Here is a 23493-nt window from a genome sequence, read left to right as displayed (position 1 = left end):
CTGGGGGTTCAGGGGCGGGTTCCGGTACAGGGACGGGTTCCGGTGCAGGGGCGCGGCTCGGCGCGGGCCTCGGCAGACGTGCCCGCGGCGGTGCCGGCCAGGGCACGGCAGTGGTCGCGGGCCCGCACGAACACGTCCGCCGGGCGCTCGCCGTCCCGGGCGCGGTACATCCAGGGCGGCGGCCCGAAGTACGGCCCTATCGCCGCGAACACCCGGTCCGCGCAGGCGAATCGGCGGGCTCCCCACAGGGCGTGCGCCAGGTGGTTGAGGTCCGGTTGCGAGCGCCGGCCGGGTGGCGCGTGCTCGAACCAGGAGCGCAGGGCGGACCGCGCCTCGTCGACGGCGGCGTCCGTGGCCCAGTACGGGTCGGGGCGGCGCCCCCGGCGGTGGCGCTCGACACGGACGTAGAGCGGGAGGAGGTGGAGCGCCGATCCGGGCGGGGCCTGCGCGGCGGCCCAGCGGGCGTAACCGGCGGCGTCCGCCAGCCGGTCGGGGTCCTCGCCGGGGGCCGGGACTCCGGTACGGCCGGCCACGCCACGGCGTGCGTACAGGAACTGGAGCATCCGGTGATGCGCCTCGCGGTTGAACGGGTCCCGCTCGGCGGCCTCGGCCAGCAGCCCCCAGGGGCCCGGCACCAGGTGCGGCTCGGGCGGGTCGGCCCGGTGCTCGGCCCAGCGCTGCTCGGGGTCCAGCTGGGCCAGGGCGAGCAGACAGATCCAGGGCACCGGATCGTGCGGCGCGTGCAGGGCGGCGGTCTCGGCGGCGTCCCATGCCTCGATCCACAACTCATGGGCTCGCAGGTGCCGTTCGCGGCGAGCCCGTAACGCCCGCTCCACGCCGATCCTGGCCCGCATCACCGCCGCGTGGGCGCTGTCCGGCTCCTCCGCGAGCCAGGCGCGCACCACGTCGCTGCCGGCGGCCGCCGCCGCGAGGATCTGGGTGCGCCGGGTCCACATCCACCACTCGGTGGTCTCCGCGAGCAGGGTGCGCATGGCCACCCAGCGCCCGGTGCGTAACTCCTGGAGCACCGCGCGCAGGGCGTGGTCGGGTCCTGCCGGGTCGTAGGAGGGTCTCGCTCCCTCGCGTGCCATCAGCCGAAGCCCCGGAGTCGATGACACCCGAACGAGGCGGCGGAATGAGGTGGCAACAGCCCTCCCCTGGGCGGTGCGTGGTGGTCGGCGGCCACTATAGGGGCGGTGGTTCCGCCTCACCATTGTTGCCAACTCAATGAGCCAGCCAGGTGAGTTGAAAGATCATCGGTCCGCCTCGGGTCGGCTTGACGCCGGATGGGCGCGGCGGCAGGCTGACGCGGTGATCTCTGGTGCCGGGCGCGGGAGGGTACGGATGACAGGGGCGGTACGCCGGACGGCCGTACCGGAGCGGCGGACGGCTGGACCGGCGTGACGGCGGGGCCGGTACTCGCCGTCGACCAGGGCACCTCCGGCACCAAGGCCCTCGTGGTCTGCCCGGAGCGCGGTGTCCTCGGCACCGGATACGCCGAGGTCCGCCCCCGGCACCGGCCCGGCGGACTGGTCGAGGTGGACCCGGAGGCGCTGTACGACTCGGTGCTCACGGCCGGCCGGAGCGCCCTCGCCGAGGCGGGCGAGCGCGTCGTCGCCCTGGGCCTCGCCAACCAGGGCGAGACCGTCCTCGCCTGGGACCCCGCGACCGGCCGCCCGCTCACCGACGCGCTGGTCTGGCAGGACCGCCGCGCCGACACGATCTGTGCCGAACTCGCCGATCATGGCGAGGAGTTGCGACAGCTCACCGGGCTGCCCCTCGACCCCTACTTCGCCGCGCCCAAGATGGCCTGGATCCGCCGCCGGCTCACCCGCGAGGGCGTCGTCACCACCTCGGACGCCTGGCTGGTGCACCGCCTCACCGGCGCCTTCGTCACCGACGCCGCCACCGCCGGCCGCACCCAGCTCCTCGACCTCGACCACGTCCGGTGGTCGTCCCGCGCCCTCGACCTCTACGGCCTCACCGGTGAACGCCTCCCGGAGATCACCGACGTCGCCCAACCGGTCGGGAGCACCCGGGAGTTCGGCTACGACATGCCCCTCACCGGCCTGATCGTGGACCAGCAGGCCGCACTGCTCGCCCAGCGCGTCACCGCCCCCGGCGCCGCCAAGTGCACCTATGGCACCGGCGCGTTCCTGCTCGCCCACACCGGCGAACGCCCCCGGCGCGGCGACTCGGGACTCGTCAGCTGCGTGGCGTGGCGGCTGGGCGGAACCACCAGTTACTGCCTGGACGGCCAGGTCTACACGGCCGCCTCCGCGGTGCGCTGGCTCGCCGACCTCGGGGTCATCGGCTCCGCCGCCGACCTCGACCCGGTCGGCGGCGCCGTCCCCGACAGCGGTGGCGTCACCTTCGTACCCGCCCTCGCGGGACTCGCCGCCCCCTGGTGGCGCGGCGAGCTGCGCGGCTCCCTCACCGGCCTCGGCCTGGACACCGGCGCGGGCCATCTGGTGCGCGCCCTGTGCGAGGGCATCGCCGCCCAGGTCGCCGAACTCGCCGAGGCGGCCGCCGCCGACCTCGGCGCCCCGCTCGGCGGCCTGCGCGTCGACGGCGGCCTCACCCGCTCCGCGCTGCTCATGCAGACCCAGGCCGATCTGCTGCAACTCCCCGTCGAGGTGTCCGCGTTGCCCGACGCCACCGCGCTCGGGGCCGCCGCCCTCGCCCGTCTCGGCGCCGACCCCGCCCTCACCGCCGCAGACGCCCTGCCCGAGGGGCGCCCCGCCGCGGTGTACGAGCCCCGCCTCCCGGCCGACCGGGCGGCCGAACGCCGCGCCCGCTTCCGCGCGGCCGTCGCCGCGCTGCCCGGCTCATGAGGGACCCCGAGGGTCCCCTCCCGGCGCCCACGGGCGTCACCGCCGAGGGTGCGCTGCCCGGCCGGCCGTACGATGTCGCGATCGTCGGCGCCGGAGTCGTCGGCTGCGCCATCGCCCGCCGGCTCGCCCGCCACCCGCGCCTGAACGTTGCCCTGATCGAGGCGCGGGACGATGTCGGGCAGGGCACGTCCAAGGCCAACACCGCGATCCTGCATACGGGGTTCGACGCCGTGCCCGGCACTCTGGAAGCCCGGCTCGTCCGTGAGGGGCACGCCCGGCTCACGGCCTACGCGGCCGAGTCCGGCATCCTCGTCGAACCCGTCGGCGCGCTGCTCGTCGCCTGGGACGAGGAGCAACTCGCCGCCCTGCCGCGACTCGCGGCGAAGGCGGCGGCCAACTCGTACGACGCCGCACGCGCGTTGGGCAGAGCGGAGCTGTACGCCCGCGAGCCGCACCTCGGACCCGGCGCGCTCGGCGCCCTGCACATCCCCGGCGAGAGCGTCATCTGCCCCTGGACCACCATCCTGGCGTACGCCACCCAGGCCGTCCGTGCCGGAGTCGACCTGCACCTGAACACCGAGGTGCGGCAGGCGGCTTGGGACGACGGCCACCGCCTGCACACGTCCCGCGGCGTCCTGCGCGCCCGCCACCTCGTCAACGCGGCCGGACTCGGCGCCGACACCCTCGACCGCCGCCTCGGACGCGACGACTTCACCGTCACCCCGCGCCGCGGCCAGCTCCTGGTGTTCGACAAGTTCGCCCGGCCACTGGTCCGGCACATTTTGCTGCCCGTACCGACCGCGCTCGGCAAGGGAGTTCTGGTCGCCCCCACCGTGTACGGCAACGTCCTGCTCGGCCCCACCGCCGAGGACCTGGACGACAAGCGGGCCACCGGCACCACCGCCGAGGGCATCGCCCTGCTGCGGGAGCGGGGGCGCCGTATCCTGCCCGCGCTGATCGAGGAGGAAGTCACCGCCGTCTACGCCGGGTTGCGCGCGGCCACCGGACAGGAGGACTACCGGATCGCCGCGCACCCCGAGCGGTCGTACGTCACCGTCGGCGGCATCCGTTCCACCGGCCTGACCGCCTCCCTGGCCATCGCCGAGCACGTCACCGCGCTGCTCGCCGGCACGGGACTCGACCTCGGCCCCGGAAGCGACCTGGAACCGGTGCGCATGCCCAACCTCGGGGAGGCGTTCCCGCGCCCTCACCAGCGCCCAGAACTGATCGCCGCCGATCCGGCCTACGGCACCCTCGTCTGTCACTGCGAGCGGGTCTCCCTCGGCGAGATCCGCGACGCCCTCGCCGGCCCGGTCCCACCCCGCGGCCCGGACGGCCTGCGCCGCCGCACCCGGGCGGGGGCGGGCCGCTGCCAGGGGTTCTACTGCGGGGCGGAGCTGCGGGAGTTGCTGGAGCGGCGGGGAAGGGGCGAGCGCGCGTGACGGCGGTACGACAGGTCGACGTCCTCGTGGTGGGGGCCGGACCCGCGGGTCTCGCCGCGGCGGCCCGGCTCGCCGCCGCCGGAGCCGGCCGCGTGGAGGTCCTGGAGCGGGAGGCGCGGCCCGGGGGAGCGCCCCGGCACTGCGCCCACGGCGGCTTCGGCACCTGGACCCGGCCGCTCACCGGCCCTCGGTACGCCCGCCTGCTCACGGCGGCGGCCGAGCGGGCGGGCGCGGTGATCAGGACGCGAACCACCGTGCTGGACTGGGGGCTTGGAGCCGTCTCCGGTGCGAACGTGCTGCTGACCGTCGGGCCGGGAGGACCCGAGGCCCTCGCCGCGCGGGCCGTCGTCCTCGCCACCGGGGCCCGTGAACGCCCCCGCGCGGCCCGCCTGGTGCCCGGCACCCGGCCCGCCGGGGTCTACACCACCGGCGAACTCCAGCGGGCGGTCCATCTGTTCGGGCAGCACATCGGCACCCGAGCGGTGGTGGTGGGCGCGCAGGACGTGTCGTACGCGGCGGCCCGGACCGTCCGTACGGCCGGTGCGGAGGTCGTCGCGCTGGTCACCGAGCACCCCCGGGCCCGTACCGGCCCCGCCCGCGCGCGATCGGCCCGTCTGGTCCGGGGCATCCCGCTGCTGACCGATACCACGGTCACCGAACTCCTCGGCCACGGACGGCTGTCCGGCGTCCGCGTCCGGCACCGGGACGGCCGTACGACCGTACTGCCCTGCGACACCGTCGTGTTCACCGGCGACTTCGTCCCGGACCACGAACTCGCCCGGCGCGGCGCCCTCGACCTCGACCCCGGCACGCGGGGCCCCGCCGTGCACCCCGCCCTGCACACCACGCGGCCCGGTGTCTTCGCCGCCGGAAACCTCCTGCACGCCGTGGAGCCCGCCGGCACCGCCGCCCGCGAGGGAGCCGGGGCGGCCGGCGCCGTCCTCGACCACCTGGCGGGCGCCCCCTGGCCCCGCCCGGGAATCCCGGTCACCGTCGAGCCGCCGCTGTGCCGGATCACCCCCAACCTCCTCGACCCCGACCGCCTGGACCCCGACCGCCTCGGCCCCGGCTGCCCGGGCGCCCCGTCCCACCTCCTGCGCACCGACACCCCCCTGTCCCGCCCCGTCCTGTACGTCCGCCAGGACGGCCGCCTGCTGCACCGCGCCCGCCTCGGTCCCGGCACCGCGCAGCCGTACCGCACCCTGAGGCTCGACACGTCCTGGCACGGGCGGGTCGACCCCGCGGGCGGGGAGGTGCGGGTGAGCGCGGGCTGAGCGCGGGGCGTTGTCAGTGGCGTGTGCGACAGTGCGGTCGTGACTGAGATCAACGCTCCGGTGCCCGCCGCGCTGTCCGGCCTCGACGCCGTCGACTGGTCCGCGCTGACGCACGCCTACGGCCCGGCCGACGACGTGCCCGGACTGCTGCGCGCCTTGTGCTCCCCGGACGGGGAGCAGCGTGACCAGGCCCTGGACGCGCTGTACGGCAACATCTTCCACCAGGGCAGCCGGTACCCGGCCACGGCCGCCGCGGTGCCGTTCCTGGTCCGCATGGCGGCGGACCCCGCCCTGCCCGGCCGGGCCGTCTGCCTGGAGCTGCTGGCCGCCCTCGCCATCGGCTACGACGAGACCCATCTGCCCGACGGGATCGCGATCACCGAGTGGCGGGCCGCCGTCGAGGAGATCCACGCGCGGGACCCGGAGGCGATACGCGCCGAGTACGACGCCTGGGTCGAGGCGGCGGCCGACGACCGGGAGCGGCGGCTGCGGGAGTTCCGCCGCGACCTGTACGACCACGACCGGCAACTGGAGGCCATGGCGGCGGAACTGGGCGCCTACGACGCGGTGCGCGCGGGCGTACCGGCCCTGCTGCCCCTGCTCGGGGACGCGGACCCGGCCGTCCGGGCGGGCACGGCCTATGTGCTGGCCTGGTTCCCGGAGGCGGCCGGGGAGAGCCTGCCGCGGCTGCTGGCGACGCTGGACGAGGAGCGCGAGCCGGTGGCCCTGGCCACCGCGCTGGTGACCGCCGGACTGCTCGGCGACGACGGGACCGGACCGGAACTGGCGCTCCGGCTGCGGCCGTTCCTCACCGCCGGGGAGCCGCTGGTGCGATGGGCGGCGGCCACGGCGCTGGCCCGGCTCGGCGGCAGGGGCGTCGAGGCGGCCGTCACCGCCGACGTCCTGGCCGAACTCGTCGCGGGCGCCGAGCAGCCGGGACCGGACGAGCCCCGGGTCCCCTTCCACGAGGGGGACCCGCGCGGTTACTCCGCCGCCTCCCTCACCCTGCTCGCCGACCGGTATCCGCGCGAGGCCCTGGACGCGGTGACCGACGGGCTCGCCGCCACCACCGGCCCGGCGAGCTTCCCCGTGGCCACGGCCGCGCTCCGGCTGGCCTTCGGCGACCCTCGCCCGGAGGGACCCGGCGCGTTCACCGAGCTGACCGAACCCCAGCGCCGCCTGGTCCGGGTCCTCGCCGGACTCGACAAGCACACCTGGCAGTGGGCGAACCTCCAGGACATCGTCCGCTCCTGGGGCCTGCCCGTCCCACGCGACGAACTGCGCGCCTACGCCGGGCTGCCCGAGGAGTGACGTGAGGGGGCTCGTATGCGGCGTACCTCGTGTGCGGGGTACTCAGCCGAACGAGCCGTGCCGCCCCGCCCCCGCGGCGAACCGGGCGGCACCCTCCGCGCTCTGTGCCAACACGCCCGCCCCATGCCGGAGTTCGGCGAGCAGCGCCTCCTCCTCCGGCAGGCCCTCCTGGCCGAGGACCGAGGCGCGGTCGCTGCGCAGGCACGCCTGCGGGAACCGGGCGATCCGGGCGGCCAGCGCCTCCGCCTCGGTGCGGGCGGTGCCGGTCGGCACCAGCCGATTGGCGAGCCCCATCGCGTACGCCTCCGGCGCCGGCACCGGACGGCCGGTCAGGATCAGGTCCATCGCCCGGCTCGTCCCGATCAGCCGGGGCAGCCGTACGGTCCCGCCGTCGATCAGCGGCACCCCCCAGCGGCGGCAGAACACACCGAACACCGCGTCCTCTTCGGCCACCCGCAGATCGCACCACAGGGCCAGTTCCAGCCCGCCCGCCACCGCGTGCCCGGCGACGGCCGCGATCACCGGCTTGGACAGCCGCAGCCGGGTCGGACCCATCGGCCCGTCGCCGTCCTCGGCCACCCGGTTGCCCCGCTCGGTGCCGATCGCCTTCAGATCGGCCCCCGCGCAGAACGTGCCGCCCTCCCCCCACAACACCGCCACCCGGGCGTTCTCGTCCGCCTCGAACTCACGGAACGCGGCGACGAGTCCGGCCGCCGTCGGACCGTCCACGGCATTGCGGGCCGCGGGCCGGGACAGGACGACGGTGGTGACGTACTCCTCGCGCTCCACACGGACCGGCACGGCGGGCACTCCCTCTCCAGACGGCTGGGAGGGCCACTCTGCCTCAGATGACCTTCAGCCGCACCAGTGCCCCGAGCGTCAGCGCCCCCGGCAGCAGCGGCGCCCACACCGTGATGATCCGGTAGGCCAGCACCACCGCCGTGGCCGGCGCCGCCGGACCGCCGACCGCGACCAGGGCCACGATCAGCGCGGCCTCGACCGAACCCAGCCCGCCCGGGGTGGGCACCAGCGCCACCGCGACCGTCGCCGCGAGATAGGCGAGCGCCATATGGGCGGGCGGCACCGGCAGCCGCAGCGCCTGCCCGACCGCGGCGAGCCCGGCCGCCTGGAGCGCCGGGAAGGCCAGCGAACCGCCCCACAGGGCCAGGGCGCGGACCGGCAGCGTGTGCACGAAGCGCGCCTCGCCCACGGCGTCCCGGACGAACGCGGCGACCCGCACGCGCAGCGGTCGTACCAGCGCCCCCGCGGCCACGGCCGCCGCCAGCAGCCCGGCCGCGCCCAGCAACAGCGGCAGCGCCGAACCGTCCGGCAGCAGCGGGCCGAGCCGCAGCGCGTCCGGGAAGGCGAGCAGCAGCGCGGCCAGCAGACCGAGCCTCCCCGCGCTCTCCGCGAGCAGATACAGCGCGAGCGCGGCCGAGGAACGGGCCGGCGGCACCCCGCACCCGGTCATGAAGCGCAGGTTCACCGCGCCCGCGCCGAGCCCGGTGGGCAGCAGATGGTTGGCCGAGGCCGCCGCGAACTGGGTGGCGAGCAACCGCCCCTTGGGCAGCGCCTGGACCACCGCGCCCTGCCGGGTGACGGCCGCCGCCACCCAGGTCAGACAGGTGGCACCGGCCGCCGCGAGCAGCCAGGGCCAGGAGGCGGTGCGCAGCTGGCCGAGGCCCGCGGCGAGCAGCGAGCGGTTGCGTACGGCGGCCACGGCGACCAGCGCGAGCGGCAGCAGGCACAGCGCCCGGCGGACGGGCACGCGCCGGGGGAGCCGGACCCGGGAGAGACGGGGGAACCGGACCCGGGAGAGCGGGGGAGTGGGGACGGTGGTCACATCCGCAGAGGGTCCCGGCGCCGCCCCAACAGGGGATGGCGGCGCCGGGGACGGCGGCTTACGGGCGGTGGTCGGCGGGGTCGTGGACACCGTCCGGTGCGTCGGGGCGCCCCGCTGGCCGGACGCCGGAGCGGGTGAAAAACCTCGGACCTTGACCTCAACGATGCTTGAGGTTCTACGTTCTCCCCATGAGCATGGAGACCACCGCATGGACGCAGCTGCACAGCGTGATGAACGCGCAGGCCGACCGCCGTCCCCTCGCCCGCGCCACGCTGCGCCGCATCGCCGCCTTCGCCCGCCCGCACCGCGCCGGGATCATCCGCTTCGTCCTGCTCGGGGTCCTGACCGCCCTGCTCGCCGTGGCGACCCCGGTACTCGCGGGACACGTCGTGGACGCCATCGTCTCGGGGCACGACTCCGGGACCGTGGTCCGCCTGTCGCTGCTGATCGCGCTGGTCGCCCTCGCGGAGGCCGGGCTCGGCATCCTCGGCCGGCGCCTGTCGTCCACGCTCGGCGAGGGACTCATCCTCGATCTCAGAACGGCCGTGTTCGACCATGTGCAGCGCATGCCCGTCGCCTTCTTCACCCGGACCCGCACGGGCGCCCTGGTCAGCCGGCTCAACAACGATGTGATCGGCGCCCAGCGGGCCTTCGCCAACACCCTCTCCGGTGTGGTGACCAACCTGGTCACCCTGCTGCTCACGCTCGCCGTGATGCTCACCCTGTCCTGGCAGATCACCCTGCTCGCCCTCGTCCTGCTGCCCGTCTTCGTGCTGCCCGCGCGCCGCATGGGCAGCCGGATGGCCCGGATGCAGCGGGAGGCGGCGGCGCTGAACGCGGCCATGGGCACCCGGATGACCGAGCGGTTCTCCGCGCCCGGCGCCACCCTGGTCAAGCTGTTCGGCCGCCCCGACGAGGAGTCGGCGGAGTTCGCCGCCCGCGCCTCCCGGGTCCGGGACATCGGGGTGCGCACGGCCACCGCCCAGTCGGTGTTCATCACCTCCCTCACCCTGGTCTCCGCCCTCGCGCTCGCCCTCGTCTACGGCCTCGGCGGCTGGTTCGCGCTGCGCGGCACCCTGGAGGCCGGCGCGGTCGTCTCGCTGGCCCTGCTGCTGACCCGGCTCTACGCCCCGCTCACCTCGCTCGCCGGGGCCCGGGTGGAGGTGATGAGCGCGCTCGTCAGCTTCGAGCGGGTCTTCGAGGTGCTGGATCTGAAGCCGCTGATCGAGGAGAAGCCGGACGCGACCGAGGTGCCCGCGGGCCCGGTGGCCGTCGAGTTCGACGCCGTCCGCTTCGCCTACCCGGCCGCCGACCAGGTCTCCCTCGCCTCCCTCGAGGAGGTCGCCGCCCTCGACACCCGCGGCGGCACCGAGGTCCTGCACGGCATCTCCTTCCGGGCCGAACCCGGGCAGACCATCGCCCTGGTCGGCTCCTCCGGCGCCGGCAAGTCCACCATCGCCCAGCTGCTGCCACGGCTGTACGACGTCGACGCGGGCGCCGTCCGGATCGGCGGGGCGGACGTGCGCGACGTGACGGCGGCCTCGCTGCGGGCCACGCTCGGCATGGTCACCCAGGACGGCCACCTCTTCCACGACACCGTCCGCGCCAACCTGCTGCTCGCCCGCCCGGGCGCCGCCGACGAGGAACTGTGGGACGCCCTCGGCCGCGCCCGCCTCGCCGACGTCGTACGGTCCCTGCCCGACGGCCTCGACACGGTCGTCGGGGAGCGCGGCTACCGGCTGTCCGGCGGCGAGCGCCAGCGGATGACGATCGCCCGGCTGCTGCTGGCCCGCCAGCGCGTCGTCATCCTCGACGAGGCCACCGCCCACCTGGACAACACCTCCGAGGCCGCCGTCCAGGAGGCCCTCACCGAGGCGCTGGCGGGCCGCACCGCCGTGGTCATCGCCCACCGCCTGTCGACCGTCCGCGCCGCCGACCAGATCCTCGTCATCGAGTCCGGGAGGATCGCGGAACGGGGCACGCACGAGGAACTGCTGGCGGCGGACGGCCGGTACGCCGAGCTGTACCGGACCCAGTTCGCGCGGGGGGACGGACCGGCGGACGCGGCGGCCGTGGAGACGGAGGTGGAGGCGGTCTGACGCGGTGTCCGCCCGCCCGTGCACGACGAGCCGGGCAGCGGAGTCCGCCTTTCAGTGCCTCTCAGTGCTCCTCGGGGGCCGCAGGGCCGGTGAGGTCGAGGGTCACCCCGGACAGCGGACAGCTGACGCAGGTCAGCACGTGGCCTGCGGCCTCCTGCTCGGGCGTGAGGCAGGTGCCTTCAGGCCGCGTGACCTCTCCGCCGCGCACGCGCACCATGCAGGCGCCGCAGTTGCCGACCGTGCAGGAGTACGGCAGGGGAAGTCCCGCGGTGAGACCGGCGTCGAGCAGGGTCTGGCCGGGCTCGACCACCGTGGTCCCGACGAGGTTGCCGTTCCTCTCGACCCGCAGCTCCTGGGGTTGCGCGGTGACGGCGGGAGCTGCGGCGCCGCCGGTGAAGCGCTCCTGGTGGATGAACTCGTCCGCCACGCCGAGCCGTTGAAGGACGTCGTGGACGGTGGTCATGAGCGCCCCGGGACCGCAGACGTAGTGGTGCGCGCCGTCGGACGGGGGCAGGCCGGTCACCCAGCGGCGGACGCCCTCGGCGTCGAGTCGGCCGTCGCGGCAGGTGAGGACGTGGGTGACGGTCAGCCGGCCTGGATGGTCCTGCTCCATCCGCCTCAGCTCGTCCCCGAAGATGACCTCTTCGGGGCTGCGGCTGCTGTAGAGAAGGTCGATTCCGCCGTCCGGCGCGGGATCGGCCAGGCGGGTCCGGATCATGCTCATCAGAGGCGTGATGCCGCTCCCGGCCGCGATGAGCACCAGCCGTCCGGGTGCGCGCTTCGGTGCGTGGAAGGTGCCGGAGGGGCCGCGTACCACGAGGCGGTCCCCGGGACGCAGACGGCCGTGAGCGTGGGTGGAGAAGAGCCCGCCCGTAACCTGTTTGACGGTCACTTCCAGGCGCAGGCCGCCGGGGGCCGAGGAGGCCGAGTAGGCGCGCCGTACCGGGCGGCCCTCGATGTCCGTGACCAGCGTGAAGAACTGTCCGGGGCGGAAATCGAAGGGCTCGGCCGCTCCGTCGGCGTCTTCGAGGACGAGGGTGCGGGCGGTGGGCGTCTCCTGCCGTATCTCGCGGACGCGCACGGGCCGCAGCGGGCTGTCCGCCGGCTGCTCCGCGGGCGTCTCGCGGTGGCGACCGGCGACGGGGGCCCGGACGTCGTCGTAGCCCTCCTTGCGCAGCCCGGCGACATAGGCGCGGTCGATGGCCTTCCGCAGCAGCCAACTCACCCCGGGAATCGAGGCGATGAGCCTGGCCGACCATCCGGACACGCGTCCGGAGCCGGCCGCCCCGGCGGCCAGGTGCGCGCTGCCCAGGGCCATCATGTCCGGTGCCTCGCCCCGACCGGTCCGGCCGTCCGGCGTCCACAGCCGTGCCCGGGCCACGGCGTCGTTGGCGCGCACCTCGGCGTACTCGACGTCGATGAGGAGCGCGAGATGCGGTGGCACTCCGCGCAGCGCCATCGTCTCCAGGAGCCTGGCGTCGTCGGTGATCGCCGCGCGCCCGCGCAGATGCAGCACGCCGCTGCGGCCGGGGACGAGCGCGGCGAGCGAGAGCCGGTCGTCCTGGAGCAGGTTGTGCAGGGTGTCCGCGCGCCGGTTGCCCTTGCGGTCGGCGAGGACCAGGGTGCGGCCGTCCACGACGCGGGCCGCCGCCCCACGCTCCCCGCGCGGGCTGGTGTCGCTGCCGTTCCCGGTGTCCCAGGTGGTCACGGCCAAGAACGGCGCGGCGGCCAGGAAGTCGCTCACGCCGGGGCCGGTCAGCGGGCCGTCGCCCGCCACGGGGCCCGCCGCCGGGCGCGGTGCGGGCGGCTCCCACAGACCGGAGCGGATGACGGCCTGTGCGCAGTGCACGTACGCCTCGACGACGTCCACGGCTGTCTCTCCGCCCCTGAGGGCGGACGCGGTGCCGTTGACGCGCAGCACCTCGCCCACACCGGGCAGCAGGAAGAACAGCGAGGCCGGACCGGGGGCGGCGGCCGGCCCGGTGACGGGGAAGGAGAGCCGCTTCGGGGAGTGGACGCGCGCGAAACCGGGCCTGCCACCGACGAAGGTGGTCCGGGCGGTGCCGTCCGCGTCCCGGTACCCGAAGGCCGCGACCGGGCTGTAGGCCAGCACCGCGCGGCATCCCGCGTCGAGGGCGCCGATCTGCTTGCGCGTGATCATCGCGGCCGGGCGGCCGACGACCGCCTCGACCTCCTCGGCGGAAGAGAGCCGGTGCACGGAGTCGGGCCGGGGTGTCTGTTCCATGAGATTCCTTGTCAGCCGGGGGCGGACCGGCCAGGTCGCGAGCAGCCGGAGAACCGGAGAAGAAGACGTCCCGCCCAGGCACGCCGCGGTCGGTGAGCAGGGGCCGCCGGATGCGGCCGGCAGACCAGATCGGTCGGCACGTGCGCGGACATCTCCGCAGCTCATGCCACTATTGTGAGCAGAAGCTCAGCTTTTTGCTACTCGCTTTCCGCTGCCCGGAAGGATCGACGGATGACCGCCTCGGAACGCCGGCTCGCCCCACGTCGCAAGCCTCGCCAGGTACGGGCCGAACTCACCCGCGAGCGCATCCTCGACGCCGCTGCTCAGGTTTTCGCCGCGTACGGCTACGCCGCCGGCACCACGAACCGCATCGCCGAGCACGCCCGCCTGTCCATCGGCTCGCTGTACCAGTACTTCCCGAACAAGGACGCCATCCTGGCCGAACTGCTGGTCCGGCACATCGACCGCGGGGCCTGGGAGGGAGCCGGGGAACTGGAACCGGGCCCCGGCAGCCTGACGGAGACGGTGCGCGCCCTGGTCCGCGACGCCATCGACCACCATCGCGACGACCCGCAGCTCCTGCGCATCATGATCGAGGAGGCGCCCATGTCCGCTGAACTGATCGAAGCGATCGAACGGCACGGCAAGGCGCGGGTGAGCCAGGTACGCGACGTGCTCGCCCGTCACCCCGACGTCCGCGTGCGGGATCTCGACATGGCCGCGGAACTCGTCGTGGGAACGGTCGAGATGAACACCCACAAGCTCATGGCCACCCCGCACCTCAACCAGGTCGAGAGGCTGGAGTCGGAGCTGGTCGCCATGATCACCCGCTACCTCGGCGGTGATCGTTGATCGCCGACTGGACCGGTGTGCCGGCCGCGGGCGTGCTCCCTCGGCGCGCCGAGTGAGGCCCCCGCACGTGTGAGCCCCCGCGAACCTGGATACGCGGAGCGCACGGCACCACGGTTCGTCCGGAAGGCCCACAGCTCATGACCAGCGAAAACGCGCCCGCTCCGGGATCGGAGATCACCCTGAGGGTGAACGGCAAGCCGCACACCCTGTACGTCGACCACCGCCGCGTCCTGCTGGACCTGCTCCGCGAGGATCTGGGGCTCACCGGCGCCAAGAAGGGCTGCGACCACGGTCAGTGCGGGGCCTGCACCGTGCTGGCCGGCGGGCGGCGGCTCAACAGCTGTCTGCTGCTGGCCGTGACCCTCGACGGCGCCGAGGTCACCACCGTGGAGGGCCTGGGCGGCGACGGCGAGGAACCGCATCCGCTCCAGCGGGCCTTCCTCGACCGCGACGCCTTCCAGTGCGGCTACTGCACCCCGGGCCAGCTCTGCTCCGCCGCCGGCATGCTCGCCGAGGCCGCGGCCGGACACCCCTCCCATGTCACCGACCCCGCCGCCCCCTCCGGCCGCCCCGTCGCGCTGGACCGGCCCGAGATCCGCGAGCGCATGAGCGGCAACCTGTGCCGCTGCGGCGCCTATCCGGGCATCGTCGCCGCGGTGGAGGACGTGATCGGGTGAACGGCTTCGGATACCTCAGGCCCGGCACGCTCCAGGAGGCCGTGGAGGCGTACGCCGCCCACCCCGGCGCCCGCTATCTGGCCGGCGGCACCAACCTGGTCGACCTGATGAAACTCGGCGTCGAACAGCCCGCCTTCCTCGTCGACGTCGGCGCCCTGCCCCTGTCCGGCATCGAGGAACGGCCCGACGGCTCGCTGCGGGCCGGCGCCACCGTCCGCAACAGCGACCTGGCCGCCGACCCGCGCGTCCGCGACCGCTACCCTGCGCTCTCCCAGGCCCTCCTCGCCGGCGCCTCGGGGCAGCTCCGCAACGCGGCCACCACCGGCGGCAACCTCCTCCAGCGCACCCGCTGCCCCTACTTCCAGGCCCTGGACAAACCCTGCAACAAACGCGACCCGGGCAGCGGGTGCGGCGCCCTGGAGGGCGTGCACCGCGACCACGCGGTCCTCGGCCAGTCCGCGCGGTGCATCGCCACCCACCCCTCCGACATGGCCGTCGCCCTCGCCGCGCTGGACGCGGAGGTCGAGCTGTACGGCACCGACGGCACCCGGAGCATGCCGGTGGCCGACTTCCACCGGCTGCCCGGCGAACACCCCGAACGGGACACCGAGATCCGGCCCGGCGAACTCATCACCGGGGTGCTGCTGCCGGCCGCCACCGCCGGGCTGCCCTCCGCCTACCGCAAGGCCCGGGACCGGGCGTCGTACGCCTTCGCCCTCGCCTCCGTGGCCGTCGTACTGCGGCTCACCGACGGCGTGATCGGCCATGTGGGCCTCGCCTTCGGCGGGCTCGCGCACAAGCCCTGGCGGGCCCGGCGCGCCGAGGAGGCGCTGCGCGGCGCGGCGCCCACCCCGGCCGCCCTCGAACACGCCGTCGACCTCGAACTGGCCGCCGCCCGGCCCTCGGACGAGAACGCGTTCAAGGTGCCGCTCGCCCGCAACCTCGCCCTCGACGTCCTCGGCCGCCTCAGCCCGGCCCCCGCCGCGGCCTGACGCGCACGCGCACCCCATCGGTGACAGGAGGAACCAGAGCACCCGACCCGGTCACAGGAGGACCCATGCCCCACACCGACACTGTCCTCGGCGCTCCCGCCGAGCGCCTGGAGGGGCGGCAGAAGGTCACCGGCGCCGCCCGTTACGCCGCCGAGCATCCGCTGCCCGGCCGCGCCCACGCCTGGCCGGTGCCCGCCTCCGTCGTCCGCGGCCGGGTCACCGAGGTGGACAGCTCGGCCGCCCGCGCCCTGCCGGGCGTCCTCGCCGTCCTCGCCCCGGGCGACGCGCCCAAGGTCGCCGAACCCGAGGACGCCACTCTCGCCGTGCTCCAGGACCCGCACGTCCCGCACCGGGGCTGGTGCGTCGCCCTCGTCGTCGCCGAGACCCTGGAGACGGCACGGGCCGCCGCCCGGCTGGTGCGCGTCCGCTACGCCGGCGAGCCGTACGACCTCGAACTGAGCGAGGACCACCCGCGGGCCTACGAACCGCAGGAGGCGAACGCCGGGCTGCCCGGCCGTGTCGAACACGGCGACCCCGAGGGCGCCTTCGCCGCCGCGGCCACCCGGGTCGACGTCGCCTACCGGGTGCCGCCGCTGCACAACCACCCCATGGAGCCGCACGCGACCACCGCGCGGTGGGACGACGACCGGCTCACGGTGTACACCTCCAGCCAGGGCGGTACGACGGCACGCGCCGTGCTCGCCCAGATGTTCGAGCTGCCCGAGGACAAGGTCACCGTGGTCAGCGAGCACGTCGGCGGCGGCTTCGGCTCCAAGGGCACCCCGCGCCCCGACCTGGTCCTCGCCGTGATGGCCGCCCTGCGCACCGCCCGCCCGGTCACCCTCGCCTACCCCCGCCGCTACCTGCCCACCGTGGTCGGGCATCGCGCGCCCACCCTGCACCGGCTGCGCCTCGGCGCCGACCCGGACGGCCGGCTGACCGCGCTGGTGCACGAGGTGACCACGCAGACCTCGCGGGTACGGGAGTTCGTGGAGCAGGCCGCCGTGCCCGCCCGCGTCATGTACGCCACGCCCCACCTGCGCACCCTGCACCGCGTGGTCGCCCTCGACGTCCCCAGCCCCTCCTGGATGCGGGCCCCCGGCGAGTCGCCCGGCATGTACGCCCTGGAGTCCGCCATGGACGAACTCGCCGAGGCGCTCGGCATGGACCCGGTCGAGTTGCGCATCCGCAACGAGCCCGAGCGCGAGCCGGGCACCGGCCTGCCGTTCAGCAGCCGGCATCTGGTGCAGTGCCTGCGCGAGGGGGCCCGCCGGTTCGGCTGGGCGGACCGCGATCCGCGCCCGGGCGCCCGCCGCGAGGGCCCCTGGCTCCTCGGCACCGGTGTCGCCGCCGCCACCTACCCGGCCTCCGCCGTCCCGGCCACCGCCACCGCGCGCGCCCTGCCCGACGGCACCTTCACCGTGCGCATCAACGCCACCGACATCGGCACCGGGGCCCGTACCGTCCTCGCCCAGATCGCCGCCGACACCCTCGCCACCGCCCTGGACCGGGTCCGCGTCGAGATCGGGCACAGCGATCTGCCCCCCGCCTGGCTGGCCGGCGGCTCCACCGGCACCGCCTCCTGGGGCTGGGCCGTCCACGACGCCTGCGCCGACCTCGCCGCCCGGCTCACCGTGCGCGAAGGGCCGCTGCCGCCCGACGGCCTCGAAGCCCACGCCGACACCGCGGGCCGCGCCGACGCCGAAGTCCCGTACGCCCGGCACGCGTTCGGCGCCCACTTCGCCGAGGCCGCCGTCGACACGGTCACCGGCGAGACCCGGGTGCGCCGGCTGCTCGGTGTCTTCGCCGCCGGGCACATCCTCAACTCCCGTACCGCGCGCTCCCAGTTCACCGGCGCCATGATCATGGGCCTGGGCATGGCCCTCACCGAGAGCAGCACCCTGGACCCCGCCTTCGGCGACTTCCCCGAGTGCGACCTCGCCTCCTACCACGTGCCCGCGAACGCCGACGTGCCCGCGATCGAGGCCCACTGGATCGACGAGGACGACACCCACCTCAACCCCATGGGCAGCAAGGGCATCGGCGAGATCGGCATCGTCGGCACCGCCGCCGCCATCGGCAACGCCGTCCATCACGCCACCGGCGTCCGCTGCCGCGAACTGCCCCTCACCCCCGACCGGATCCTCGCCGGTCTGCCCGCCGCGCGGTGACGGCGGCCGGACCGACCTGGGAGTACGACGGCTACCAGGCCGAACGGGAGCGGCTGCGGGAGTCCCTGTGCACCCTGGGCAACGGCTACGTCGCCACCCGGGGCGCGCTGCCCGAGTGCGCCGCCGACGAGATCCACTACCCGGGCACCTACGCGGCGGGCCTCTACAACCGGCTCACCTCCGAGGTCGCGGGCCGCCGGGTCGAGAACGAGGACATGGTCAACCTGCCCAACTGGCTGCCCCTGCGCTTCCGTCCGGCGGCCGACGGAGCCGACTGGCTGACCCCGGACACCGCCACCGTCACCGAACACCACCTCACCCTGCGCCTCGACGCGGGCCTGCTGGAGCGCCGTACCCGCTACTCCCTCGGGCCCGACGCCTCGCTCCTGGTACGGCAGTCGCGCCTGGTCCACCTCGGCGATCCCCATCTGGCCGCGCTCCGCACGGAGTTCACCGCCGAGGGCGCCGCGCTGGACCTGGACGTCGAGGCCGCGCTCGACGGCGATGTCACCAACGCGGGAGTCGCCCGCTACCGCGACCTGGACGGCCGCCATCTCACCGGCGTACGGACCGGAACAGCCGGCGCGGACACCGTGTGGCTGGACTGCCGCACCCGCACCTCCGACATCCGCGTCGCCCTCGCGAGCCGGCTCACCGTCCCGGGGCCCCCGGCGACCGCGGGCGACCCGGGGGCGGAGCACACCCCGCCGCCCGTCATCGCGACCGCCGAACCCCGGCGCGCCGTACAGGCGGCGCGCCTCGCCCTCGGTCCCGGCCGTACCGCCACCGTCGACAAGACCGTCGCCCTGCACACCTCGCACGACCCCGCCATCGGCGAGCCGCTGCGCGCGGCGCTCGACCGGCTGGCCGGTGCCCCCGGCTTCCCGGAACTGCGGGAGTCCCACCGCGCCGCCTGGGCGCGGCTGTGGCGGCGCACCGTGCTCGACGTGCCCGGAGAGGCCGGGCGGATCCTGCGGCTGCACCTCTTCCATGTGCTCCAGACCCTCTCCCCGCACACCGCCGACCTGGACGTCGGCGTCCCCGCGCGCGGACTGCACGGGGAGGCGTACCGCGGCCATGTCTTCTGGGACGAACTCTTCGTGCTGCCCTACCTCGACCTCCATCTCCCCGAGGTCTCCCGGGGGTTGCTGCGCTACCGGCACCGCCGCCTGGACGCGGCCCGGCACGCGGCGGCCCGGCTCGGCAGGCGCGGCGCGTGCTACCCCTGGCAGAGCGGCAGCGACGGTCACGAGGAGACCCAGGAACTCCATCTCAATCCCCGCTCCGGCCGCTGGCTGCCCGACAACTCCCGCCTCCAGCACCACGTCGGCTCGGCGGTCGCCTACAACGTGTGGCGGTACTGCGAGGCCACCGGCGACGACGCCTTCCGCGCGGGCGAGGGTGCCGAGATGCTCCTGGAGATCGCCCGCTTCTGGGCCGACTCGGCCGTGTACGACGACCACCTCGGCCGGCACCGCATCCGGGGCGTGGTCGGCCCCGACGAGTACCACGACGCCTATCCCGGCGCGGACCGGCCGGGCCTGGACGACAACACGTACACCAACGCCACCGCCGCCTGGGTGCTCGCCCGCGCCCTGGACCTGCTGCGCACCCTGCCCGAGCCGCGCCGCCGCGAACTCACCGAGCGCCTCGGTCTCGAACCCGGCGAGAGGGACCGCTGGGCGGAGGTCGCGCACACCCTCCATGTGCCCCGGCACGACGGTGTGATCAGCCAGTTCGCGGGCTACGGCGACCTCGCCGAACTGGACTGGGGCGCCTATCGCGAACGCTACGGCGACATCCGGCGCCTGGACCGCATCCTGGAGGCCGAGGGCGACACCGTCAACCGCTACCAGGCGTCCAAACAGGCCGACGTCCTGATGCTGGCCTACCTCTTCGCACCCCGCGAACTGCACGACCTGTTCAGGCAGTTGGGCCAGGACATCGACGAGGACATCTGGTCCGCGACGGTCGACCACTACCTGGGCCGCACCAGCCACGGCTCCACCCTCAGCGGACTGGTGCACGGCTGGATCCTGACCCGCGCCCGCCGCGCCGACGCCTGGCGGTACGTCCAGGAGACGCTGCGCGGCGACATCGCCGACATCCAGGGCGGCACCACCGGCGAGGGCGTCCACCTCGGCGCGATGGCGGGCACCCTCGACCTGGTGCAGCGCGGGCTGACCGGCCTGGAGACCCGCGACGGCGCCCTGTGGCTGGACCCCGTCCCGCTCCCCGAGGTCTCCTCCTGCGGCTTCGCGATCCGCTACCTCGGCCACTGGGGGATCGGCGTCCGACTCGCCCGCGAGCAGCTGGAGATCGCCGTACCCGATTCCGCGGGCGACCCCGTCGACGTGCGGCTGCCGGACCGGGTGGTGACGGTGCGGCCGGGGCGTACGGTGCGGCTGGTGCTGCCGGAGTGAGCGGGGGCCTTCCGGGGTCGAAACCGGGGCCGAAGCTGTGTAAGTTCACCTGCGTTGTCGTTGTGCTGGTGTTGCTGGAGGTGGGTGGGCTGTGCTGATGACCGGCAAGGTGCTGCGTTTCGACGAGGTCCGCGGGTACGGGTTCATCGCCCCGTCCGAACCGGGCGAGGACGTCTTCATGCACGCGAACGATCTGCTGGACGAGAAGTACCTCTACCACGAGGGCAGCGAGGTCGAATTCCACCTGGAGATGGGGGAGAAGGGCCCGAAGGCGTCCCAGATCCGGCTGGTCTACCAGCCCTCGTCGCACCGCCTGCCCAACCGCCCGGTCTTCTCCGACGGCTCCGCCACCGCCGAACGCCCCGCCGCCGCACCGTCCGACGAGGCCGCCAGCACGGGCCGCTTCCGCGCCGAGCTGACCGAGGTCCTGGTCACCTCGGTCGACTCCCTCACGGCCGCGCAGATCCGCCAGGTCAGGGAGCGGGTCGTCGAACTCGCCCGGGAATACGGCTGGTTGACGGCCTGACCGGTCGACACCGGACTCGCCGGGCGCCCTCCTCGGCCGGACCGGCGAGCGACCCTTCCCCCATCCCTTCCCCCATCCCTTCCCCTGGCCCCTGGAGCACACCGTGACGACAGCCTGCCCGACCGGCGACCCGTGGGTCCGCCGCTTCCACCCGGCGCCGCAGGTGCCCGCCCGGCTCGTGTGCTTCCCGCACGCCGGCGGCTCGGCGACCTACTACTTCCCGCTCTCCGCCGCCCTGCGCGGCACGGCCGACGTGGTCGCCGTGCAGTACCCGGGACGTCAGGACCGGCACGCGGAGAAGGGCATCGAGACCATCGCGGAGCTGGCGGACCGCGCCCATGAGGCGCTCCAGCCGTACGCGGACCGCCCGTTGACGTTCTTCGGGCACAGCATGGGCGCCCTCGTCGCCTTCGAGGTGGCCCGCCGCTTCGAACGCGACGGCGAGGGACCCGTCCACCTCTTCGCCTCGGCGCGCCGCGCCCCGTCCGCCTACGCGGGCGAGAACGTGCACCAGCGGGACGACGACGGCATCGTCGCCGAGATGCGCCGGCTCAGCGGCACGGACGCCCGGCTCCTGGACGACGAGGAGATCGTGCGGATGATCCTCCCGGCGCTGCGCAGCGACTACACCGCCGTCGAGACCTACCGGGCCACGCCCTCCACCGTCATCGACACCCCCATCACCGCCCTCACCGGCGACTCGGACCCCCGGGTCACCCCCGAGGAGGCCCACGCCTGGCGCGGCCACACCACCGGCCCCTTCGACCTGCGGATCTTCCCCGGCGGCCACTTCTACCTCGCCGAGCAGATCTCCGAACTGTCGGAACTCCTGCGGGCCCGGCTGACGGGGGAGGACCCGGCCGCCGCGGGCTGAGCCGCCGGCGGCCCGCCCCGGGCTACCCGAGTTCCCTCGGGCCGTAGAGTGCGGCCGGGGCCCCCGTCGTCAGGGCCCAGTACCGGTCGCCGTACGACCAATGCCACCATTCCGTGGGGTAGTTGACCAGGCCGGCGGCGGTCAGGGCCGAGGCCAGGATGGTGCGGTGGGCGCGTGCCGTGTCGTTGATGTTGTCCGCTCCCGTGTAGCAGGCCCCCGCGCTGTCCTCCGGGTCGGCGTTCACCGCCGTTCCCATGTCCAGCTCCTGGTCGTCGGCGTCGACGAGGGTGAGGTCGACGGCCGCCCCGGCGCTGTGCGGCGCGATCCCGGGCGGCGAGACGTACCGGCTCGCCGCCGAACGCACCAGCTCGGCGGGCCAGTCGGGATGCGCGGCGCGCAACTCCGCGCCGTACTCCTCGAAATAGCGCCGCTGGAGGGACGGCGACCGGTACCCCTCGACGAACAGCAGCCGCAGCCCCTCGGGCAGCAACTCCTGTGCTTTGAGCAGCCGTTCGAACACGCCCGCGCGCAGCTGGGCGAACGCTCCGTCTCCGTCCACCCTGCGCGCGTCGACCCGCAGCCGGCCGTCACGGCGCACATCCACCAGCCGCTCACCGCACTCCCGCACGGGCACGGCGGCGACCTTCGGATCGGACATCAGGATGATCTCTGCCATGGGCCGATCGTCTCAGCCCCGGGCCGCCGCCGGGAGGGGTACGGGCCGTCAGAACCTCAGCGTCAGATGGCGCGGCCCCCGCAGCATCGCGTTCTGCCGGTACGGCGGCGGGTCCTCGGCCAGCTCCGCCGTGCCCAGCCGGGGGAGCAGCGCCGTGAGCGCGTACTGCGCCTCCAGGCGGGCGAGCGGGGCGCCGTAGCAGACGTGGATGCCGGAGCCGAAGCCGAGGTGCTCGTTGTCGGCGCGGGTCGGGTCGAAGCGGTCCGGATCGGTGAAGCGGCGCGGGTCCCGGTTGCCCGCGGCCAGGGCCAGGAACACGGAGGAGCCGCGCGGGAGCGTGGTGCCGGCGACGTCGAAGTCGGCGAGCGGGATGCGCTCACGCATGTGCACCGGCGGCTCGTAGCGCAGCAGTTCCTCCACCGCCCGCGGCATCAGGTCGGGTTCGCGGCGCAGCCGGTCCAGCTCCTCGGGATGGCGCAGCAGGGTCAGCACCCCGTTGGTGATGAGATTGACCGTGGTCTCGTGCCCGGCGATCAGCAACAGCACCGCCGTCTCGGCGAGTTCCTCCCGGCTGAGCCGCAACTCGGGGTCGGGCTCGGAGACGAACGCGGACAGGAGATCGTCGCGCGGGTCGTCCCGGCGCTGCTCGGCCAGGCCCACCAGGTACCCGCCCATCTCCTGGCGGGCCCGCTCGGCCTCGTCGCGCGGCGCCGAACTGGCGTCCGGCCGTACGTCCGCGGACGCCACCAGCGTGTCCGACCAGGCACGGAAGAGCGGTTCGTCCTCGTGCGGCACACCGAGCAGCCGGCAGATGACCGTGACCGGCAGCGGATAGGCGAAGTCGTCCACGACGTCGACCTGCCCGCCCGACTCGAACGGCGCCAGCAGCTCCTTGGTGATGTTCTCGATCTCGGCGCGCATCCCGTCCACCCGGTGCGGCGTGTGGGGCGGGCCGAACGGCCGCATGGCCAGCGTGCGCAACCGGTGGTGCTCCGGGTCGTCCAGGCGCAGGAACGGCGGCTTGGCGGTCTCCACCCCGCGGGTGCGGGGATCGGCGCTCATCCGCGGATCGTGCAGCAGCGCGGCGACCTCGTGGTAGCCGCCGATCAGCAGACTGCCGTCGGCCTGCGGGACGACGGCGCCGGCCTCGCGCAGCTCCGCGTACAGGGGGTAGGGGTCGGGGCGGCTGGCGTAGTCGGTGATCCTGGCCAGCAGAGTGCCGGGGTCCATGTCGGCTCCTCGCATCGGGGGCGG

The 23493-nt window shown here is 74.8% G+C and carries 18 protein-coding genes; 12 read left to right on the top strand and 6 right to left on the bottom strand.

What is annotated here, in order from left to right; genetic code table 11:
- Nucleotides 1-8: 8 nt before the first annotated feature.
- Nucleotides 9-1091 carry a hypothetical protein gene (locus GHR20_RS04790; protein ID WP_243877933.1) on the bottom strand — a complete coding sequence of 361 codons (1083 nt, stop codon included), beginning with the start codon at nt 1089-1091 and terminating at the stop codon, nt 9-11.
- A gap of 309 nt (nt 1092-1400) precedes the next feature.
- Between GHR20_RS04790 and GHR20_RS04785 the strand changes: the two genes are divergently transcribed.
- Genes GHR20_RS04785 through GHR20_RS04770 form a run of 4 tightly spaced genes read left to right on the top strand, consistent with a single transcriptional unit; the run spans nt 1401 to nt 6861 of the window.
- Entirely contained in the window at nt 1401-2834 is a 1434-nt protein-coding gene (locus GHR20_RS04785; RefSeq protein WP_148025611.1) for an FGGY family carbohydrate kinase, read from the top strand.
- Nucleotides 2831-4276: an FAD-dependent oxidoreductase gene (locus tag GHR20_RS04780; RefSeq protein WP_153812351.1), complete on the top strand. Its 1446-nt coding sequence runs from the start codon at nt 2831-2833 to the stop codon at nt 4274-4276. Before GHR20_RS04785 ends, GHR20_RS04780 begins: the two co-directional genes overlap by 4 nt.
- The gene (locus tag GHR20_RS04775) at nt 4273-5550 is read left to right on the top strand and encodes an FAD-dependent oxidoreductase (RefSeq protein WP_153812350.1); all 1278 of its coding nucleotides are present in this window, start codon (nt 4273-4275) and stop codon (nt 5548-5550) included. Before GHR20_RS04780 ends, GHR20_RS04775 begins: the two co-directional genes overlap by 4 nt.
- Nucleotides 5551-5589: 39 nt before the next feature.
- The gene (locus GHR20_RS04770; protein WP_153812349.1) at nt 5590-6861 is read left to right on the top strand and encodes a HEAT repeat domain-containing protein; all 1272 of its coding nucleotides are present in this window, start codon (nt 5590-5592) and stop codon (nt 6859-6861) included.
- 42 nt (nt 6862-6903) lie between these two features.
- Here the strand turns inward: GHR20_RS04770 and GHR20_RS04765 are convergent, their stop codons facing one another.
- On the bottom strand, nt 6904-7662 hold the full coding sequence (locus GHR20_RS04765) for a crotonase/enoyl-CoA hydratase family protein (RefSeq protein WP_153812348.1): 759 nt from the start codon (nt 7660-7662) through the stop codon (nt 6904-6906).
- A gap of 43 nt (nt 7663-7705) precedes the next feature.
- Complete coding sequence (locus tag GHR20_RS04760; protein ID WP_153815835.1) at nt 7706-8629, bottom strand: lysylphosphatidylglycerol synthase transmembrane domain-containing protein; 924 nt, start codon at nt 8627-8629, stop codon at nt 7706-7708.
- A 263-nt stretch (nt 8630-8892) separates the two neighbouring features.
- Between GHR20_RS04760 and GHR20_RS04755 the strand changes: the two genes are divergently transcribed.
- The gene (locus GHR20_RS04755; protein ID WP_153812347.1) at nt 8893-10803 is read left to right on the top strand and encodes an ABC transporter ATP-binding protein; all 1911 of its coding nucleotides are present in this window, start codon (nt 8893-8895) and stop codon (nt 10801-10803) included.
- A gap of 61 nt (nt 10804-10864) precedes the next feature.
- On the opposite strand, the gene GHR20_RS04750 is transcribed toward GHR20_RS04755, so the two are convergent.
- Entirely contained in the window at nt 10865-13048 is a 2184-nt protein-coding gene (locus GHR20_RS04750) for a 2Fe-2S iron-sulfur cluster-binding protein (protein ID WP_153812346.1), read from the bottom strand.
- Between the two features lie 231 nt (nt 13049-13279).
- Here GHR20_RS04750 and GHR20_RS04745 point away from each other — a divergent pair, with 231 nt between their 5' ends.
- From GHR20_RS04745 to GHR20_RS04715, 7 genes are all read left to right on the top strand, one after another.
- Nucleotides 13280-13900 (top strand): TetR/AcrR family transcriptional regulator, encoded by a 621-nt coding sequence (locus GHR20_RS04745; protein ID WP_153812345.1) that lies wholly within the window; start codon nt 13280-13282, stop codon nt 13898-13900.
- A gap of 137 nt (nt 13901-14037) precedes the next feature.
- Nucleotides 14038-14577, top strand: a complete 540-nt coding sequence (locus GHR20_RS04740; RefSeq protein ID WP_111584243.1) for a 2Fe-2S iron-sulfur cluster-binding protein — start codon at nt 14038-14040, stop codon at nt 14575-14577.
- Nucleotides 14574-15569 (top strand): xanthine dehydrogenase family protein subunit M, encoded by a 996-nt coding sequence (locus tag GHR20_RS04735; RefSeq protein WP_153812344.1) that lies wholly within the window; start codon nt 14574-14576, stop codon nt 15567-15569. Before GHR20_RS04740 ends, GHR20_RS04735 begins: the two co-directional genes overlap by 4 nt.
- Nucleotides 15570-15634: 65 nt before the next feature.
- On the top strand, nt 15635-17740 hold the full coding sequence (locus GHR20_RS04730) for a xanthine dehydrogenase family protein molybdopterin-binding subunit (protein WP_153812343.1): 2106 nt from the start codon (nt 15635-15637) through the stop codon (nt 17738-17740).
- Nucleotides 17737-20163, top strand: coding sequence for a glycosyl hydrolase family 65 protein (locus GHR20_RS04725; protein ID WP_153812342.1), 2427 nt, complete (start codon nt 17737-17739; stop codon nt 20161-20163). The genes GHR20_RS04730 and GHR20_RS04725 overlap by 4 nt, the downstream gene beginning before the upstream one ends.
- A gap of 91 nt (nt 20164-20254) precedes the next feature.
- Nucleotides 20255-20689, top strand: a complete 435-nt coding sequence (locus tag GHR20_RS04720) for a cold shock domain-containing protein (RefSeq protein ID WP_111584247.1) — start codon at nt 20255-20257, stop codon at nt 20687-20689.
- Between the two features lie 103 nt (nt 20690-20792).
- Nucleotides 20793-21563 (top strand): alpha/beta fold hydrolase, encoded by a 771-nt coding sequence (locus tag GHR20_RS04715; RefSeq protein WP_153812341.1) that lies wholly within the window; start codon nt 20793-20795, stop codon nt 21561-21563.
- Nucleotides 21564-21585: 22 nt separating this feature from the next.
- On the opposite strand, the gene GHR20_RS04710 is transcribed toward GHR20_RS04715, so the two are convergent.
- Both GHR20_RS04710 and GHR20_RS04705 read right to left on the bottom strand, forming a co-directional pair.
- Complete coding sequence (locus GHR20_RS04710) at nt 21586-22239, bottom strand: M15 family metallopeptidase (protein WP_153812340.1); 654 nt, start codon at nt 22237-22239, stop codon at nt 21586-21588.
- Nucleotides 22240-22287: 48 nt separating this feature from the next.
- Entirely contained in the window at nt 22288-23469 is a 1182-nt protein-coding gene (locus GHR20_RS04705) for a cytochrome P450 (protein WP_153812339.1), read from the bottom strand.
- Nucleotides 23470-23493 lie beyond the last annotated feature (24 nt).

The organism is Streptomyces sp. SUK 48, assembly GCF_009650765.1.
GTDB lineage: Bacteria > Actinomycetota > Actinomycetes > Streptomycetales > Streptomycetaceae > Streptomyces.
The sequence above is the reverse complement of the archived record's forward strand: the minus strand, read 5'-3'. Positions and strand labels throughout refer to the sequence as shown.